Origin of the sequence: Pseudomonas sp. CFBP 8770 (assembly GCF_014841705.1) — a bacterium.
GTDB lineage: Bacteria > Pseudomonadota > Gammaproteobacteria > Pseudomonadales > Pseudomonadaceae > Aquipseudomonas.
The window spans coordinates 1-17,608 of the sequence record NZ_JACYUL010000006.1; the positions used below are offsets into that span (position 1 = coordinate 1).

16 protein-coding genes are annotated in these 17,608 nt (G+C 61.0%); 13 read left to right on the top strand and 3 right to left on the bottom strand.

The window, feature by feature from the left end; translation table 11 throughout:
- Positions 1-385: 385 nt before the first annotated feature.
- Positions 386-1,606 (bottom strand): CaiB/BaiF CoA transferase family protein, encoded by a 1,221-nt coding sequence (locus IFT98_RS14250; protein WP_192050395.1) that lies wholly within the window; start codon positions 1,604-1,606, stop codon positions 386-388.
- A gap of 12 nt (positions 1,607-1,618) precedes the next feature.
- Positions 1,619-2,821 carry an acyl-CoA dehydrogenase gene (locus IFT98_RS14255; RefSeq protein WP_446730841.1) on the bottom strand — a complete coding sequence of 401 codons (1,203 nt, stop codon included), beginning with the start codon at positions 2,819-2,821 and terminating at the stop codon, positions 1,619-1,621.
- Between the two features lie 119 nt (positions 2,822-2,940).
- Here IFT98_RS14255 and IFT98_RS14260 point away from each other — a divergent pair, with 119 nt between their 5' ends.
- The 13 genes from IFT98_RS14260 (at position 2,941) to IFT98_RS14320 (ending at position 16,270) form a co-directional block, all read left to right on the top strand.
- The gene (locus IFT98_RS14260) at positions 2,941-3,861 is read left to right on the top strand and encodes a LysR family transcriptional regulator (RefSeq protein WP_192050391.1); all 921 of its coding nucleotides are present in this window, start codon (positions 2,941-2,943) and stop codon (positions 3,859-3,861) included.
- Between the two features lie 408 nt (positions 3,862-4,269).
- Entirely contained in the window at positions 4,270-5,391 is a 1,122-nt protein-coding gene (locus IFT98_RS14265) for a Re/Si-specific NAD(P)(+) transhydrogenase subunit alpha (RefSeq protein WP_192050389.1), read from the top strand.
- 11 nt (positions 5,392-5,402) lie between these two features.
- Positions 5,403-5,729 (top strand): NAD(P) transhydrogenase subunit alpha, encoded by a 327-nt coding sequence (locus IFT98_RS14270; RefSeq protein WP_122714883.1) that lies wholly within the window; start codon positions 5,403-5,405, stop codon positions 5,727-5,729.
- Positions 5,726-7,159, top strand: a complete 1,434-nt coding sequence (locus tag IFT98_RS14275; protein ID WP_192050387.1) for an NAD(P)(+) transhydrogenase (Re/Si-specific) subunit beta — start codon at positions 5,726-5,728, stop codon at positions 7,157-7,159. The genes IFT98_RS14270 and IFT98_RS14275 overlap by 4 nt, the downstream gene beginning before the upstream one ends.
- Before the next feature lie 497 nt (positions 7,160-7,656).
- A complete protein-coding gene (locus IFT98_RS14280) occupies positions 7,657-7,869 on the top strand; it encodes a DUF1127 domain-containing protein (RefSeq protein WP_192050385.1) in 213 nt (70 codons plus the stop codon).
- A 252-nt stretch (positions 7,870-8,121) separates the two neighbouring features.
- Positions 8,122-8,439, top strand: coding sequence for a DUF2388 domain-containing protein (locus IFT98_RS14285; RefSeq protein ID WP_122480116.1), 318 nt, complete (start codon positions 8,122-8,124; stop codon positions 8,437-8,439).
- A 127-nt stretch (positions 8,440-8,566) separates the two neighbouring features.
- On the top strand, positions 8,567-8,854 hold the full coding sequence (locus tag IFT98_RS14290) for a DUF2388 domain-containing protein (RefSeq protein ID WP_192050383.1): 288 nt from the start codon (positions 8,567-8,569) through the stop codon (positions 8,852-8,854).
- Positions 8,855-8,879: 25 nt separating this feature from the next.
- Positions 8,880-9,200: a DUF2388 domain-containing protein gene (locus IFT98_RS14295; RefSeq protein WP_122714879.1), complete on the top strand. Its 321-nt coding sequence runs from the start codon at positions 8,880-8,882 to the stop codon at positions 9,198-9,200.
- The gene (locus tag IFT98_RS14300) at positions 9,197-11,158 is read left to right on the top strand and encodes a DUF7844 domain-containing protein (protein WP_342214169.1); all 1,962 of its coding nucleotides are present in this window, start codon (positions 9,197-9,199) and stop codon (positions 11,156-11,158) included. Before IFT98_RS14295 ends, IFT98_RS14300 begins: the two co-directional genes overlap by 4 nt.
- A gap of 302 nt (positions 11,159-11,460) precedes the next feature.
- Positions 11,461-12,768, top strand: coding sequence for a CitMHS family transporter (locus IFT98_RS14305; RefSeq protein ID WP_122480113.1), 1,308 nt, complete (start codon positions 11,461-11,463; stop codon positions 12,766-12,768).
- A 107-nt stretch (positions 12,769-12,875) separates the two neighbouring features.
- On the top strand, positions 12,876-13,619 hold the full coding sequence (locus IFT98_RS14310; protein WP_122480112.1) for a TerC family protein: 744 nt from the start codon (positions 12,876-12,878) through the stop codon (positions 13,617-13,619).
- A gap of 119 nt (positions 13,620-13,738) precedes the next feature.
- Positions 13,739-15,172 carry a M16 family metallopeptidase gene (locus tag IFT98_RS14315; protein WP_192050381.1) on the top strand — a complete coding sequence of 478 codons (1,434 nt, stop codon included), beginning with the start codon at positions 13,739-13,741 and terminating at the stop codon, positions 15,170-15,172.
- A 57-nt stretch (positions 15,173-15,229) separates the two neighbouring features.
- A complete protein-coding gene (locus tag IFT98_RS14320; RefSeq protein WP_192050379.1) occupies positions 15,230-16,270 on the top strand; it encodes a DUF5924 family protein in 1,041 nt (346 codons plus the stop codon).
- Here the strand turns inward: IFT98_RS14320 and IFT98_RS14325 are convergent.
- Complete coding sequence (locus tag IFT98_RS14325) at positions 16,240-17,481, bottom strand: nucleoside recognition domain-containing protein (RefSeq protein ID WP_192050377.1); 1,242 nt, start codon at positions 17,479-17,481, stop codon at positions 16,240-16,242. The genes IFT98_RS14320 and IFT98_RS14325 overlap by 31 nt on opposite strands.
- Positions 17,482-17,608 lie beyond the last annotated feature (127 nt).

The window sequence follows — 17,608 nt, forward strand, 5'->3', positions numbered from 1 at the left end:
AGAGCGGTGGGTTGATTCTTTCGTCTCAACCGAGGCGCGCATTCTACGCTAGCCTCACATCCTGTCAAGCATTTATTTTGAAGTATTTGGCCAGAAACCTGAACAACTTCAAACACTTGACTCGCTTCGATCACTCGTCAGCGGGAGGCGAATTCTACAGCGTTTCAAACCGCTGTCAACTGCCTTTTTCACCGCTTCCGACCTTCAAGATCGAAACCCTTTCGAACTCTCCGAAACGGCCAACCCATTGATTAACAAAGAGTTTATCGTCTCGGCTGCGCCGGAAGTGGGGCGAATTATAGACACTCCAGATCTGCCGTCAACCCCCAATTTCAAAAACCGTCATAACCCCACTTCCAAGCGCTCTTCTCTATAAGGAGAACGGCTACACCACACCTGCAGCGTGAAGCTGGTCATAGGTAAGGGCGTCCATGTTCAGCAACTGTTGCAGTACTTCCCTGGTGTGTTCGCCCAGCAAAGGCGGCGCATGCCGATACTCCACAGGGCTGGCACTGAGCCGCAGGGGACTGGCAACCGTCGGTACGGTGCCGGCCAGCGGATGCTGCATATGGATCGCAAGCTCCCTGGCCACTACCTGAGGGTCGGCAAATACCTGTGACAGGTCGTTTATAGGCCCGCAGGGCACACCGGCAACTTCCAGCTCGGCCACCCACTGCTCGGTGGTCTTGAACACGGTCGATTGCCGGATGAGAGGAATCAGTTGCTTGCGGTTGACGACTCTCTGCTGATTGGAAGCGAATCGGGGGTCGCTTGCCCATTCCGGGTGACCCGCCACCCGCGCGAACTTGGCGAATTGGCTATCGTTGCCCACGGTCAGGATGAAGTCGCCATCGGCCGTGGGGAAATCCTGGTAAGGCACGATGTTCGGATGGGCATTGCCCAGACGCTCAGGCGCCACCCCTGTCGTGAGGTAGTTCATCGCTTGGTTGGCCAGGCAGGCTACTTGCACATCCAGCAGGGCCATGTCGATCTGTTGTCCGCCGCCGCCCTTGTCGCGATGCGCCAGCGCGGCCAGCATGGCAACGGTTGAGTACAGGCCGGTGAGGATATCGGTCAGGGCCACGCCCACCTTGGCAGGCCCGGCTCCGGGTTCGCCGTCCGCTTTGCCGGTGAGGCTCATCAGGCCACCCATGCCTTGCACCATAAAGTCATAACCGGGGCGCGCTGCATAGGGGCCGGTCTGACCGAAACCAGTGATGGAGCAGTAGATCAATTGCGGGTTCACAGCGCTGAGTGATGCGTAGTCCAGGCCGTAGGCGGCGAGCCCGCCTACTTTGAAGTTCTCGATGAGAATGTCGGAGCCGGCAGCGAGATCGCGCACCAACTGCTGCCCTTCGGGCCGCGTGAAGTCGATGGTGACCGAACGCTTGTTGCGGTTGGCCGCCAGGTAATAGGCCGCTTCACCCGTGCTGTTACCTGCTTGATCAGCAAGGAACGGTGGCCCCCAGGCCCGGGTGTCGTCACCGCGGCCCGGGCGTTCGACCTTGATGACCTCGGCGCCGAGGTCGGCCAGGATTTGCCCGGCCCATGGCCCGGCGAGTACCCGCGACAGGTCGAGAACACGCAGATGCGAAAGGGCGCCCATGACAACCTCCTATCAATAGAAGGCTTGCAGGCCGGTTTGCGCCCGCCCCAGGATCAAGGCGTGCACGTCGTGAGTACCCTCATAGGTATTGACCACTTCCAGATTGACCAGATGACGGGCCACGCCGAATTCATCGGAAATACCGTTGCCGCCCAGCATGTCCCTGGCCATGCGCGCGATATCCAGGGACTTGCCGCAGGAGTTGCGCTTCATGATCGAGGTGATCTCTACCGCCGCCGTGCCTTCATCCTTCATGCGACCCAAACGCAGGCAGCCTTGCAGGGCCAGGGTGATCTCGGTCTGCATGTCAGCCAGCTTTTTCTGGATGAGCTGGGTGGCTGCCAATGGCCGACCGAATTGCTGGCGATCCAGAGTGTACTGCCGGGCAGTGTGCCAGCAGAACTCGGCAGCGCCGAGCGCCCCCCAAGAAATGCCATAGCGCGCCGAATTGAGGCACGTGAAGGGACCTTTGAGGCCACGCACATCGGGAAACATGTTTTCTTCCGGCACGAACACGTTGTCCATGACGATCTCGCCGGTGATGGATGCGCGCAGCCCGACCTTGCCGTGGATCGCAGGTGCACTGAGCCCGGCCCAGCCTTTTTCCAGAATGAAGCCGCGGATATCTCCCGCATCGTCCTTGGCCCACACCACGAATACGTCGGCAATCGGGCTGTTGGTGATCCACATCTTGCTACCGCTCATGCGGTAGCCGCCTTCGACCTTGCGCGCCCGCGTGACCATCGCCCCAGGATCCGAGCCATGGTCGGGCTCGGTCAGGCCGAAGCAGCCGATCCACTCACCGCTGGCCAATTTGGGAAGGTATTTCTGCTTTTGCGCCTGAGTTCCGAATTCATTGATCGGCACCATGACCAACGACGACTGCACGCTCATCATCGAACGATAGCCAGAGTCCACCCGCTCGACCTCACGGGCGATAAGGCCGTAGCACACGTAGTTCAGGCCACTGCCGCCGAACTCTTCGGGGATGGTCGCGCCGAGCAGGCCCATCTCGCCCATCTCGCGAAAGATGGCAGGGTCGGTGGTTTCGTGGCGAAACGCCTCCAGCACTCGCGGCATCAGTTTGCCTTGAGCGTATTGCTCGGCAGAGTCGCGCACCATGCGCTCTTCCTGCGTGAGTTGTTGGTCCAGCAGCAGTGGGTCGATCCAGTTGAAGCTTGCCATGTGCGCGTCCTCGGGAAAGCTGTATGACATGAGAGTAGGCGTCCATGCTATGGCGAGCAAAGGAGGATTAAGCATGAGCTTGTGATAATTTCTCACTCCGTGAACATGCCCCGGCCAGAACAGCCGGCAGGGGAGTGAGGAACAGTTACATGCGCAGACGAATTCCCAGTACCGCGGCACTGATCTGCTTCGAAGCGGCGGCACGCCATGAGAGCTTTACCAAAGCGGCCACGGAGCTGTTCCTGACCCAGGGTGCAGTGTGTCGACAGATCGCCAACCTCGAGGAATTTCTCGACGTGCGCCTGTTCCGGCGTTCCAAGCGTGGCGTGAAGCTTACCGAGGCTGGGCTTTCATACAGCCGCCGGGTGGCCGCGCAACTCGATGCCGTGGAGCGCGAGACACTGGCGGTGATGGGGCAGCAAGGCGCCAGCACCCTGGAGTTGGCCGTGGTGCCGACCTTCGGTACGCAGTGGCTGTTGCCGCGCCTGAAGGACTTCCAGCGGCATCACCCGCAGATCACGGTCAACCTGACCAACCGAACACGACCTTTCCTGTTTGCCGACACCGACTTCGACGCGGCGATCTACTTTGGCGATGGTGAGTGGCCGGGGACGCAGACCAGCAGGCTGATGGAGGAGCACCCTGTCCCGGTCTGCAGCCCGGCCTTGCTGGAAGGGCAGCCTGCGCTGGCGCCGGCACGCATTGCCGAGCTTGCACTGTTGCAGCAAAGCACACGTCCCTATGCATGGCGGCAATGGTTTGCCAGCCTTGAGTTGAACGTGTCCCGTGACCTCGGCGGGCCGCGCTATGAACTATTCTCCATGCTGGCACAGGCTGCGGTGCACGAAATGGGGCTCGCGCTGATTCCTCCTTTCCTGATCCAGCGCGAGTTGCGCGAGGGCAGCCTGGTCGTTGCCAATGCCCATGAGTTGCGCAGCCCCAAGGCTTACTACCTGGCCGTGCCGGAAAGGCATCGCGAGCTGGCGGCGCTGCGGATCTTTCGCGACTGGTTGATGCAGCAGGCAGAGAATTATCACCAACCCCCGCATGCACTGCCTGAAAGCCGGTAGTGGTGATCGGTAGGAACCTACAGATATACGTTTATGGCGCGTTGATGAAACCTTGTGAAAACGGCCGTTTTTCCGCTCAAGCCATTGTGAGGCCTGCATATGGCGTGTTTTTGACGCGCCACCGCGCGTAGCCAATAAATATTTCGCAAAATATTTCGAGCCCTGCTGCTCCGCCTGTAATGCCCGTACCAGAGGGCTTGAAGCGGTATTAGCGCGACATTCGGTCACAGCGTGACTTGTAGTGCCCTGGGCGTATCGCTCCATAACGGGTTGAAGCCGCTCGTCGGGGCCTGCAAAATGCCGCGGCCCGCCGCTTTCAGGCGGTATCGCGCTTATGGCGCCCTGGCACAATGCGCCACGGCCAGTGCATGGGTACGACCAGAAAGAAGATCCAGCAGGAGATACAACGTGCACATTGGTGTTCCTCTCGAAACGCAGCAGGGCGAAACACGTGTAGCCGCTACCCCGGAGACCATCAAGAAGCTGGTTGCTCAGGGCCATGCGGTGACGGTTGAAAGCGGTGCAGGGGTTCTCGCGAGCGTGACCGACGATGCCTATCAGGCCGCTGGCGCAACCATTGGCAGCGCTGCCCAGGCGTTTGCCACGCAACTGGTGCTAAAGGTCAACGCGCCCAACGACGCAGAGTTGCTGCAAATGCCTACCGGTACAGTGCTGCTGGGCATGCTCAACCCGTTCAACAACGCGTTGATCGCCAAGATGGCCGAGCGAGGCATCAGTGCCTTTGCCCTGGAGGCGGCCCCTCGCACTTCACGTGCACAGAGCCTGGACGTGCTGTCTTCACAGGCCAACATCGCCGGCTACAAGTCGGTGTTGCTGGCCGCTCACCACTATCCACGCTTCATGCCGATGCTGATGACTGCGGCCGGTACCGTCAAAGCGGCTCGCGTGCTGATTCTGGGCGCTGGCGTGGCGGGCTTGCAGGCTATCGCCACGGCCAAGCGCCTGGGCGCGGTGATCGAAGCCTCTGACGTGCGACCGGCGGTCAAGGAGCAGATCGAATCGCTGGGCGCGAAGTTTCTCGACGTGCCGTATGAAACCGACGAGGAACGTGAATGCGCCGTCGGTACCGGCGGCTACGCCCGACCCATGCCTGCCAGCTGGATGCAGCGTCAGGCGCAAGCGGTCCACGAGCGCGCCAAACAGGCTGACATCGTCATCACTACCGCGCTGATTCCCGGCCGCAAGGCACCCACGCTGCTTGGTGCGGAGACAGTTGCGCAGATGAAGCCGGGCTCGGTGGTCATCGACCTGGCGGCGCTGCAAGGCGGCAACTGCCCGCTGACCGTGGCCGATCAGATCGTGGTGCACAACGGCGTGACCATCGTCGGCCCGACCAACCTTCCGGCGCAGGTCGGCGCCGATGCTTCGGCCCTGTATGCACGCAACCTGCTGGACTTCATGAAGCTGCTGTTCGACAAGGACGGGCAGTTCACCATCAATCTGGAAGACGACATCGTCGCGGCATGCCTGATGTGCCGCGATGGGCAGATCGTGCGCAAGAACGGCTGAGGACAACGACAATGGAAGACATGCTGATCTCTCACGGTATCTACAACCTGATCATTTTCGTGCTGGCCATCTACGTTGGCTACCACGTGGTCTGGAACGTGACACCGGCGCTGCACACTCCCCTGATGGCCGTGACCAACGCCATTTCGGCCATCGTCATCGTTGGCGCCATGCTCGCGGCAGCGCTCACCGTGACACCGCTGGGCAAGACCATGGGCACGCTTGCGGTTGCGCTGGCAGCGGTGAACGTATTTGGTGGGTTCCTGGTGACCCGACGGATGCTGGAGATGTTCAAGAAGAAAGCACCGAAAGCGAAGGATGAGGCGTCCAAACAATGAGCATGAACCTGGTTACGCTTCTTTATCTGGTGGCATCGGTTTGCTTCATCCAGGCATTGAAGGGCCTGTCCCATCCGACCACGTCCCGCCGCGGTAATCTGTTCGGCATGCTGGGCATGACGCTCGCCGTGCTCACGACGGTCGGCCTGATCTACAAGCTGGGCGCAGAACTGGCCACCGCCGGGATCGGCTACGTGCTGGTCGGCCTGCTGGTTGGCGGTACTGCCGGGTCGATCATGGCCAAGCGCGTGGAAATGACCAAGATGCCGGAACTGGTGGCGTTCATGCACAGCATGATCGGACTGGCAGCGGTGTTCATTGCCATCGCCGCCGTGGTCGAGCCGCAATCCCTGGGCATCGTCGCGCAGCTGGGCGACCCGATCCCGACCGGCAATCGCCTGGAGCTGTTCCTCGGCGCGGCAATCGGCGCCATCACTTTTTCCGGTTCGGTGATCGCCTTCGGCAAGCTGTCCGGAAAATACACGTTCCGCCTGTTCCAGGGCGCGCCGGTGCAATTCTCCGGGCAGCACAAGTTGAATCTGCTGATGGGTCTTGGCACCTTGCTGTGCGGGCTGATCTTCATGTTCACCGGCAGCTATGCCGCCTTCGGCCTGATGCTGGCATTGGCGTTCGTGCTGGGCGTGCTGTTGATCATCCCGATCGGCGGGGCGGACATGCCGGTGGTGGTGTCGATGCTCAACAGCTATTCGGGCTGGGCGGCGGCGGGTATCGGTTTCTCGCTCAACAATTCGATGCTGATCATCGCCGGATCGCTGGTGGGCTCCAGCGGGGCGATTCTCTCCTACATCATGTGCAAGGCGATGAACCGCTCGTTCTTCAATGTCATCGGCGGTGGCTTCGGCGCCGTTGCAGACGCGGGCCCGGCTGGTACCAAGGAAGCGCGGCCAGTGAGATCGGGATCGGCGGATGATGCCACGTTCCTGCTGACCAACGCCGACACCGTGATCATCGTGCCAGGCTATGGTTTGGCAGTGGCCCGCGCGCAACACGCGTTGAAAGAACTGACGGAAAAACTGACCCATGCCGGGGTGACCGTCAAGTATGCGATCCACCCGGTGGCCGGGCGCATGCCGGGACACATGAACGTGTTGTTGGCGGAGGCCGAAGTGCCCTACGACCAGGTCTTCGAGATGGACGACATCAACTCCGAATTCGGCCAGGCCGATGTGGTGCTGGTGCTGGGGGCCAACGACGTGGTCAACCCTGCCGCCAAGAACGATCCGAAGTCGCCCATTGCCGGTATGCCGATCCTGGAAGCGTTCAAGGCCAAGACCATCATCGTCAACAAGCGCTCGATGGCCAGTGGCTACGCGGGCCTGGACAATGAGTTGTTCTATCTGGACAAGACCATGATGGTATTCGGTGACGCGAAGAAGGTCATCGAAGACATGGTAAAGGCCGTGGAATAGCATTCCGAACCCACGCACCAGATGGGCTGCCGTTCTGAAAAACCCCGCCCCATGGCGGGGTTTTTCATTGGAGGGGGAGAACAGCTGGCAGAGCCAAACGAGCGCTGCGGACCCGTAGGCGCTCAGCACTGCAATGGCGCACCGATCTGCGTGAAATCAGTACCGGGTTGCCCCCTCACACATACAGTTGCGGGTTCCGGCAAATGAGTTTCTGTACAACCTGATCAGAGATCACACTGAATAAACTTAACTGTACTACTGTACTGGTAAAGAAATGAGAATCAGGGCAGCTCAACACCCGAAACTCACGTAAAATGCATTAAATTGGTGCAGACCCATACAGTTGCCTCATTCGAGAGCAAGACAGTTGGGTTTAACAGCTAACTGACTGCACACAATACAGGTGAACTGTGCCTACTGTTATGGACGGCGAGCGTGGAAAATGGGTACCAGATAAACCACTACTCAGCCCCGCCACAAGCGGAAGGATGTACATCATGGAACGTACCCTCAGTTCCGACCTGTTCCAGGCCAACACCCAAACTGTCCAAACTTCGGCTCCTTTGCGCTTCTTCGCCAACCTGATGCTTTGGCAGCGCCGTATCGCCAGCCGTCATCAACTGGCTCGTCTGGATGCTCGTCTGCTGGCCGATGCCGGTATCAGCGAAGCCCAGCGTTGCGAAGAGTTGAGCAAGCCGTTCTGGCGTTGATGCAACGCCCCGCTGGTAACAGAGCCTGAAGGCCGAACCAGCACCGAATTCAAGAAACCCGTCGCGGTCTACGCTGACGGGTTTTTTTTGCCTGCGTGAAACAGGACAAGTACAGTTTTTGGTTATTAATTTATAACCATAACAGTTGAGTCATTGCTTGGTCGGCGTGGTCGGAGTGCTGGCGCCCGAGGCTTCCAGGCGCTCTAATAAGCTTTATTGCGCTCAAACCTCGTTCAGACCTGGAGATTCATCATGACCCGTAATCATTTGCTGAGTGCCGCCGTACTGTTGGCTTTGGCCAGTGGCGCACAGGCCTCAAGCTTCGTCGTCACTACCGATGCGCTGGTGCGTGGCGTCAACGCGTCGACCAACGCCACCTCCGATCTGTCTTCCTCGCTGCGTGACGACAAGATCGTCCGTGAAGCGCGGGATGACGCTGCAAGCTTCGTGGCCAGCCAAGGCGACATTCGTGGCGTGAAGCTGGAAAGTGCCTTTGCCCACATCCGCAAGGTTGCACCTCAGATGCAAGCCAGCGACGCCCAACTGGCACAGGCGATTCTTGCCATCTGATGCGCTGCAGCGAGCATTGCCCGAGATGAAACATCCGGCAGGCTACTGGCCGCCGGACATTGGAGGTGGTCCTCGCGCAGGCATTGGGCTAGCCTTGCCGACCCGACCGCTCGACACCTGAAACCTGATGCGTTATTTGTCATTCTTGCTCGCCGTCTGGGCGTCGTCGGCTGCGGCCTTCGATGTAAGCCTGCAGTCGTCGGTAATCACCTTGTACGTGACCAGCCAGGTCACCACGGCACCGTTCGATCGCAAGTTGATTCTGTCTGCCCGGGACGACGCTGCCTGCTTCGTCGCCAGCGGCGAGCAGTGCCGTGGGGCACGACTCGAGGCGGCCATGGCCGTCATTCGCCGGGCGCACCCTCGGATTGCCGCCAGCGACCTTGAACTGGCGCAGGCAATACTCGTCCAATAAACACCTCGTATTACGGAGAAGCTCCATGCGTACCCCGCTGATTGCCGCTACCCTCGGCCTGTTCTTGCTGGCCGATGTGGCCCAGGCCCAAACTGTCGTGGCCACCAGTAATATCATCGTCCGTGCATTTGGCCGGTCGATCGATTTCACTTCCGACACCACAACCTCGATCCGCGACGCCAAGGTGGTCCTGGAAGCGCGGGACGACGCGGCCAGCTATGTGGCCAGCCAGGGCAACATCCGTGGCGCGCAGCTGGAAGCCGCCTTCAATGCGCTGCGTGAGCGTGTTCCACAGGCGCGGGCCGCCAGTGACCAGGACCTCGCCGAAGCCATTCTCGCACTGTGAGGCGATTGGCCCGCTGGCTGCTGACGGCAGGCCTTCTGCTGACAGCGGCCCAGGCTGCTGCCGGTTTGCAGCTGGTGCTGGACCGCAGCGGGCTGGATGCTCGGCAGGCCGATGCCAGCCAAACATTGCTCGACGATGCGATGGCCGCACTGCCACCACAGTTCGTCGAGCAGTTGGACCGGCGTATCGACGTCAGCTGGTCGTCGCGCATGCCCGACAATGCCTATGGCCAGGCATCTCTGGTGTCCAGCCTGGAGTTGAACCTCAATCAATTGCAGGGGTTGGCCGATGGCTCTTCCGCTCAGCGGCAGACCAATCGTCCCCATGGCACAGTGCGCGAAGAGCTGCTGGCCACCGTGCTGCACGAGCTCACGCATATCTATGATCGGGCGCGCCTGTGGACGCCTGCAGACCGTGCGCTGATCAACCGCTGCAGCCGCCAGAATGCCAGCCTGGGCAAGATTGGCTTGCCCGATGAGTGCCGTGGCCAGGGTATGCGGCGTTTTACTCTGAGCGACGACCCACGCCTGCTGGACCTGGCCGGCTGGCAGCAATATGTCGGACGCCGAGGTGAGCGCGAAGAGCAGAACCGTCAGATCGTACGCAGTCCCGACATTTACGAAGTCAGCAGTCCAAAGGAATTCGTCGCGGTCAACATGGAGTACTTTCTCCTCGATCCGGCTTATGCCTGCCGTCGGCCGGCATTGTTCGAGTACTTCAAGGCGCGTTTCGACTGGGCGCCCGCGCGCCAGCAAAGCTGCGCCGAGGGTCTGCCTTACCTGAATGCCGGCAGCGACTTCGCCAAGACACCCCTGGGCAAGATCGATCCGCAACGTGTCTACGCGGTGGACTATCTGCTTGCCGAAGCCAATCAGAACCTCGCCAGTCGCTGGGGGCACAGCATGCTGCGCCTGGTCATCTGTGCGCCGGGACGTCCGCGGGGGCCGGACTGCCGACTGGATCTGGAGCAGCACCTGGTGCTGTCGTATCGGGCATTCGTCAATGACGTGCAGCTGTCCACCTGGGGCGGTCTGATGGGGCAATACCCGTCGCGACTGTTCGTGTTGCCGCTGTCCCAGGTGATCGACGAGTACACCAAGACCGAGTTGCGCAGCCTGGCATCGGTGCCACTCAAGCTGGACCGCGGCGAGATCGAGTCGCTGGTGCGCCATGCCGCGGAAATGCATTGGAGCTACGACGGCAGCTATTACTTCCTGTCCAACAATTGTGCAGTGGAAAACCTCAAGCTGCTGCGCAGTGGTACCCATGACCCAAGGCTTCAGGGCATCGACAGTATCTTGCCCAACGGCTTGCTCGAGGTGCTGGAAGGGCGCGGGCTGGCCGATGGCAGTGTGCTCGACGATCCGCGCGAAGCGTTGCGGCTGGGGTATCGGTTCGATTCCTATCGCGATCGTTACCAGGCCATGTTCGAGGTGCTGCGCAAGCACCTGCCCATCCCCCAGCAAACCGTTGAGGATTGGTTGGCGCAAGACGCCCAGCAGCGACGGCCCTGGTTTGCCCAGGCCGACCTGCGCACCAGTGCTGCGCTGTTGCTGCTGGAGCAGGCCAGCTACCGGCGCCAGTTGCTGTTGGCGCAGGATGAGGTGAAGCAACGCTATCTGGGTGCCCGCGAGTTGGGGGATGGCAGCGTGGCCAATGCCAACCAGATGCTGCAGGAAATACTGGCCAATAGCGGTTTTCTGAGCCGACCGGCGGAGTTGCTCGACAACGGTGGCTACGGGTTGCCGCAGACGGCGGAGTGGCAGCGGCTGGAATCCGAAAGCAGTCAGCGTCAGCAACAGTTGCAGCGCTTGAGTACCGACTTGGACAAGGAGGTGAGGGCGCTGCTGACCCCAGAGCGGGCTGCGGAGATTGCGGCCAGTGAGGCGAATCTGAAGCAGGTGGGGGAACACCTGCGCCAGCTGCACAAGGCGGCGGGTGGGTTGGTGTTGCCTTGAGATTGAGGGGGCGCCATTCGCGGGCAGAGCCCGCTCCCACAAGCACAATTGTATCGTTTTGAATGGCGAAAGGTTGCTGAAAGCTTGCCGACATAGGATCGACTCACCCCCGGCGTAAGACCGGCCGGCCAGATGGCAGCACTCAGGTGCGCTTTCGGCCTCTTGAACAACAACAATGGTGAAACCGATGTCCTTGATGATCCCTACCCGCAGTACCTCCCTTCCCATACTCCCGGCTCTTGCCATTCCTCGCTGAACCTCTCGTTCTTCGTCCTTAGCTGCGCTGTGCCTGGAGTATTCCCATGCTGACATTCCTTGGCTTTGCCATGGTCATCACGTTCATGTTCCTGATCATGACCAAGCGCCTTTCTGCGCTGATCGCCTTGATCATCGTGCCTATCCTGTTCGCGCTGTTCGGTGGTTTCGCGCCGGAAATCGGCCCGATGATGCTTGCGGGCATCACCAAGCTTGCGCCGACCGGCGTGATGCTGATGTTCGCCATCCTGTATTTCGCGCTGATGATCGATTCGGGTTTGTTCGACCCGGCAGTGCGCAAGATCCTCAAGCTGGTCAAGGGCGACCCGCTGAAAGTCTCGGTCGGCACGGCCGTACTGGCGTTGATCGTTTCGCTGGACGGTGACGGCGCGACCACCTACATGATCTGCGTTGCCGCCATGCTGCCGCTGTACCAGCGCATCGGCATGAGCCCAAGGATCATGGCCGGTTTGATCATTCTGGCAGGCGGAGTCATGAACATGACGCCGTGGGGTGGTCCGACCGCGCGCGCTGCCAGTGCCCTGCATGTCGACCCTTCGGACATCTTCGTGCCGATGATCCCAGCCATGGCGGTCGGTGTCGTCGCCATCCTGGTGATTGCCTACATGTACGGCAAGCGCGAGCGCGTTCGTCTGGGCGAGCTGCACCTGCCCGGTGACGAGATCGACCATAGCGAAATCAGCGTGTCGCAGTTCCCTGACGCACGCCGGCCCAAGCTGATCTGGTTCAACGGCGGCTTGACCCTGCTGCTGATGATCACTCTGATCATGGGCCTGCTGCCTCTGCCGGTGCTGTTCATGGTCGCGTTCAGTATTGCCATGATCGTCAACTACCCGTGCCTGGAAGCACAGAAGGAACGTGTCGCGGCCCACGCCGGCAGCGTTCTGGCCGTGGTCGGATTGATCTTCGCCGCCGGTATCTTCACCGGCATCCTGACCGGCACCGGCATGGTCGATGCCATGTCCAAGAGCCTGCTGGCAGTGATTCCGGATGCCATGGGCCCGTACCTGGCCGTGATCACGGCGCTGGTCAGCATGCCGTTCACCTTCTTCATGTCCAACGATGCCTTCTACTACGGCGTATTGCCGGTACTGGCCGAAGCCGCAGCGCACTACGGCATCTCGCCTGTGGAAATGGCCCGTGCCTCGATCGTCGGACAACCGGTACACCTGCTCAGCCCGCTGGTACCCTCTACCTACCTGCTGGTTGCCCTGGCCGGTATCGAGTTCGGCGACCACCAGCGCTTCACCCTCAAGTGGGCAGTACTGGTTTGCCTGTGCATAATGTTCGCCGCGCTGGCAATGGGGATCTTTCCTCTGTTCAGCAGTCTATAAATTCTATTCGCGAGCCAGGCCGGACGCCGTCGCGCCGCTACCCCATGGTAGCGGCGCTTTAGCATCCGGCCTTGCGCCGCCCTGACATTCAACACGAAGGACTTCACATGGAATGGTTCACCAACCCGGAAATCTGGGTTGCTTTCTTGACCCTGACGGCACTTGAAATCGTGCTGGGCATCGACAACATCATCATGATCTCGATCCTGGTGAGCCGCATGCCCAAGCACATGCAGGCACGCACGCGGATTTTCGGCCTGGCGCTGGCCATGGTCACGCGCATCCTGCTGCTGCTTTCGATCACCTGGGTCATGCGCCTGACCGCCGACCTGTTCGTGGTGTTCGGCCAGGGGATCTCCGGGCGTGACCTGATTCTGTTCTTCGGTGGTCTGTTCCTGCTGTGGAAAAGCTCGCAAGAGATCTACCACGGCATGGAAGGCGAGGAAGAGGGCGGTGACGAGGTTGCAGGCAAGGGTGGCAACTTCATCTACACCATCATCCAGATCGCCATCATCGACATCGTGTTCTCGCTGGACTCGGTCATCACCGCAGTGGGCATGGTGTCCCACGTACCGGTCATGGTCGCTGCCATCGTCGTTGCAGTATTGGTGATGATGGTCGCTTCGGGCACCATCAGTCGCTTCATCGATCAGCATCCATCATTGAAGATGCTGGCGCTGTCGTTCCTGTTGGTGGTGGGTACCGTACTGATCGCCGAAGCGTTCGACGTGCATGTACCCAAGGGCTACGTGTATTTCGCCATGGCTTTCTCGTTGGCTGTGGAAGCAGTGAACATCAAGATGCGTACCGCCATGGCCCGCAAGCGTCGCGAGTCCCAGGAAGAGTCCTGAGCACGGAAAGCTGCGCGCTGCCCAGGCAGCGCGCAGTAGTGGCCAGCAATGTGCTATGAACGACTGGTCGGCCAGGGAGTCTGTTCCATTGACTTGGTCAATTTCGATGGAAGGGATTCATGCACGAGCGGGTGAAAAGCGCTCCCGGCACACAGCACCGCCTGCTATGCCTGTGGCTTCTGGCAGCGACGCTGTTGTGCGCCGGCCGTGAAGCCGTGGCGCTGGACCGCTTCCAGGTCGAAGGGTATCTGTTGCCCAACGGCCTGCAACTGCTGCTCAAACCTGGCGACGAGCGCGCCCACGTGTCGATTCGCCTGGTTGTAGGCGTCGGTTTCGACGACTTTTCCTGCACCGATCAAGAATTGCCTCACCTGCTCGAGCATCTTCTGTTCAGCGGTATCGACGAGCATGGCGAAGGCGGTCTCGAAGAACGCATGCAGGCGCTGGGCGGCGAATGGAATGCGTTCACCAGCAGCGCCGACACCACCTTCGTGATCGAGGCGCCAGCACGCAACCAGCGCAAGGTACTTGACCTGCTGCTGGCTGCCGTCACTCAGACCATCATCGACGAAAAAGCCCTGGCCAGCGCCAAGCGCATCATCGAGCATGAAGATGGCGGCCATCATTCCCACCTGCAGCGCTTGCTCGACAAGCCCGCTCGGGACAGCGATGCCAGCAGTCAGTTGGCCATCGAATTGGGGCTCAAGTGCCCGCAACCCGCCGAAGTCACCGCCCTGACTCTTACGCAGGTGCGCGATGTCCGGCAAAACTGGTATGCGCCGAACAACATGAGCCTGATCGTGGTGGGTGGCCTGGACAAACTGCTGCCGGCCTATCTGGAACGTACCTGGGGTGCGCTGGATGCGGTGGAACCCAGCGATCATCAGGACCTTCGTTCAGTGACCCATGTGGCCGAGCCGCAAGCCGACCTGATTCAGGGCTGGTTGGGCGACGATGCCAAGCTTCATCTGTACTTCCTCGAACCGGTGCTTGAAACCGCCCACCCGGCCACCCTGGACCTGCTGCAGGCCTATCTGGAATGGGAGCTTTACCGCGAACTGCGGCTGGCCCATGGCCTTTCGTATGGTCCTTGGGTGGCTCGCGAGTCGTACGGCGACAGCGGCCTGATGAGCCTGAACGCCGAGGTGGATCAGGCCGATATCGGTCAGACCGGCCTGGTCATGGGGCAGATGATCGCGCGCCTGCGCGACAAGGGTGTGGATGCGACGACCTTCAATCGTCTGAAGAATCTTGCGATCGCCAGGCAAGCCTGGGCAGCGCAAGGCAATGTGGCGCTGGCCGACTACTATTGGGGAGCACTGGCCGACTATACCGACGGCCGCTTTGCCAGCCCGGCGCGGCAGTTGGGGCAGGTCACCGTGGAGGACGCCAACACCGCCTTGCGTCAAATGTTGGGGGCACCGGGGTATGTCCGTGTCGAAAAACCCCTGCTCAGCTATGACGAGCTCTATCGGATTGCCTGGGCGGTGTTGATCGGCCTGGCGTTATTGCTTGCCGGTCTGATCGTCTGGCGGCGTGCCAAACGACGCTGATCGCTGCCGAGCCGGTATCCTGAGCACCGTTTCATCGCCTTTTTCGTGTGGAAGACCATGCCGTACATCGTTCAGCGCCTCATCGAGCTCATCAAACGCTACCCTGGGGTAATCGCACTGGGTGGTTTCCTGTCCGGGATCGGCAGCTTCGTGCTGGTCGATCGACAGGCGGGCCTGGCCAGCTGGATCGCGGTGGTGATGCTGCTGACCTGGATCTGGTTGATGCTGGAGAACACCTTCACCCAGTTGTTCACACGCCTGTTCAAGCGTGAGATACCCACGCCGGTGCTGCGTTACGCGACCCAGATGATCCACCAGGAAAGCCTGTTCTTCGTCCTGCCTTTCTTCTATATCACCACCACCTGGAACAGTGGCCAGCTGGTGTTTACCGGCCTGCTGACCCTGGCCGGGCTGGTGTCGATCATCGACCCGCTGTACTACAAGTGGGTAGCGCCCCGGCGCTGGCTGTTCATGGCGCTGCACACCTTCACGCTGTTCGCGGCGTTGCTCACGGCACTGCCGATCATCCTGCACCTGACCACGGATGAAAGTTTCAAGCTGGCGCTGGCCACCGCCATGCTGCTGGCCTTTCCGAGCCTTGCCGTCAGTTTCCCGATCAACCATTGGCGCCGGGGCTTGGCGCTGGTGTTGGCGACCTTGATGATTGGCGGCGCTGGATGGCTGCTGCGCTCCTGGGTGCCGCCTGCCACGCTATGGCTGACCGAGGTGGCGGTGACCACCGAGCTGGACAACCGCAGCCGCACCCATGGCGACAGCCTGGATACGGTCAGCGCAGCGCAGTTGCGCAGCAGCGGGCTGTACGCCTACACCGCCATCAATGCGCCACGAGGCTTGGACGAGCGTATCTATCATGTGTGGCAGCAGAACGGCACCGAGGTCGATCGCATTGCCCTGGACATCCACGGCGGGCGCAAGGAGGGCTATCGCGCCTGGAGCCACAAGCAGAATTTCCCCGGCAACGTCGCAGGGAAATGGCAGGTGCGGGTGTTGACCGAGGACGGTCAGATCGTCGGCGTGTTGCGCTTCACGGTCACCGACGACGCGGTTCAGGCCGCCGTGGCCCCGAAGAACCAGTAGCAGACCACGATGGCGGCGATGACCCCGGCCAAGTCCGCCAGCAGCGCGCAGCCGACAGCGTGACGCGCACGCTGGATGCCTACGGCACCGAAGTACACGGCCAGCACATAGAAAGTGGTCTCGGTACTGCCCTGAATGGTCGCCGCGACCAACGCCGCAAAGCTGTCCACGCCATGGGACTGCATGGTTTCGATCAGCATCGCGCGCGCGGCACTGCCGGAAAACGGCTTGACCAGCGCGGTCGGCAGGGCGTCGACGAAACGGGTGTCCATGCCCAGCCATTCGACCAGGTGACGAATGCCGTCCAGACCCAGCTCCAATGCGCCCGAGGCGCGCAGCACGCCCACGGCGCAGAGCATGGCCACCAGATACGGCAGCAGGCTCTTGGCAACGTCGAAGCCTTCCTTGGCCCCCTCCACGAAAGCCTCGTAGACCTGGACCTTGCGCAGGGCGCCGATGATCAGGAACAGGATGATCAGGCCAAACAGCGTGAGGTTGCCAAGGATCGAGGACAGCCCCGCCAGGGCTGTAGCCGAGAGAGTGCCCAGAAACGCCATGAACAGGCCAAGCAGCAGCGCACCGGGAATCAGATAGGCCAGTACCACTGGATCCCACAGCCGCAGGCGTTGCATCACGGCCACTGCCAGCAGCCCGGCGAGGGTACTGGCCGAGGTGGCCAGGAGAATCGGCAGGAACACCAGGGTCGGGTCGAGCGCGCCTTGCTGGGCGCGGTACATGAAGATCGACACCGGCAGCAGGGTCAGCGACGAGGCGTTGAGTACCAGAAACAGGATCTGCGCGTTGCTGGCGGTGGTAGCGCTGGGGTTGAGTTCCTGCAACGAGCGCATGGCCTTGAGGCCGATAGGGGTCGCGGCGTTGTCCAGGCCCAGGCCGTTGGCGGCGAAGTTCATGGTGATCAGGCCCAGTGCCGGGTGGCCGCGTGGCACCTCGGGCATCAGTCGGCTGAACAGCGGCCCCAGGACCTTGGCCAGCCAATCGACGATACCGGCCTTCTCGGCGATCTTCAGAAAGCCCAGCCACAGGGTGAGGGTGCCGAACAGCAGGACCATTACGTCTACCGACAGCTTGGCCATGGCGAACAGGCTTTCGACCATCGCCGCGAAGATGCCAGCGTTGCCCCCTACCAGCCATTGGCCGAAGGCCGAAATCGCGGCAATCAGAAAGAAGCTGAGCCACAGGCCGTTCAGCATGGGTATTCCCTCGTTCGAAGATGCGCGGATGATAGCCCAAAGCGAGGTTGGATTCTGCCCCGCAGGGCAGCGTGGTGTGTCAGGGTTTTCGCGTGAGGCTGGACGCGGCTTGCACCGCTGCTACAGG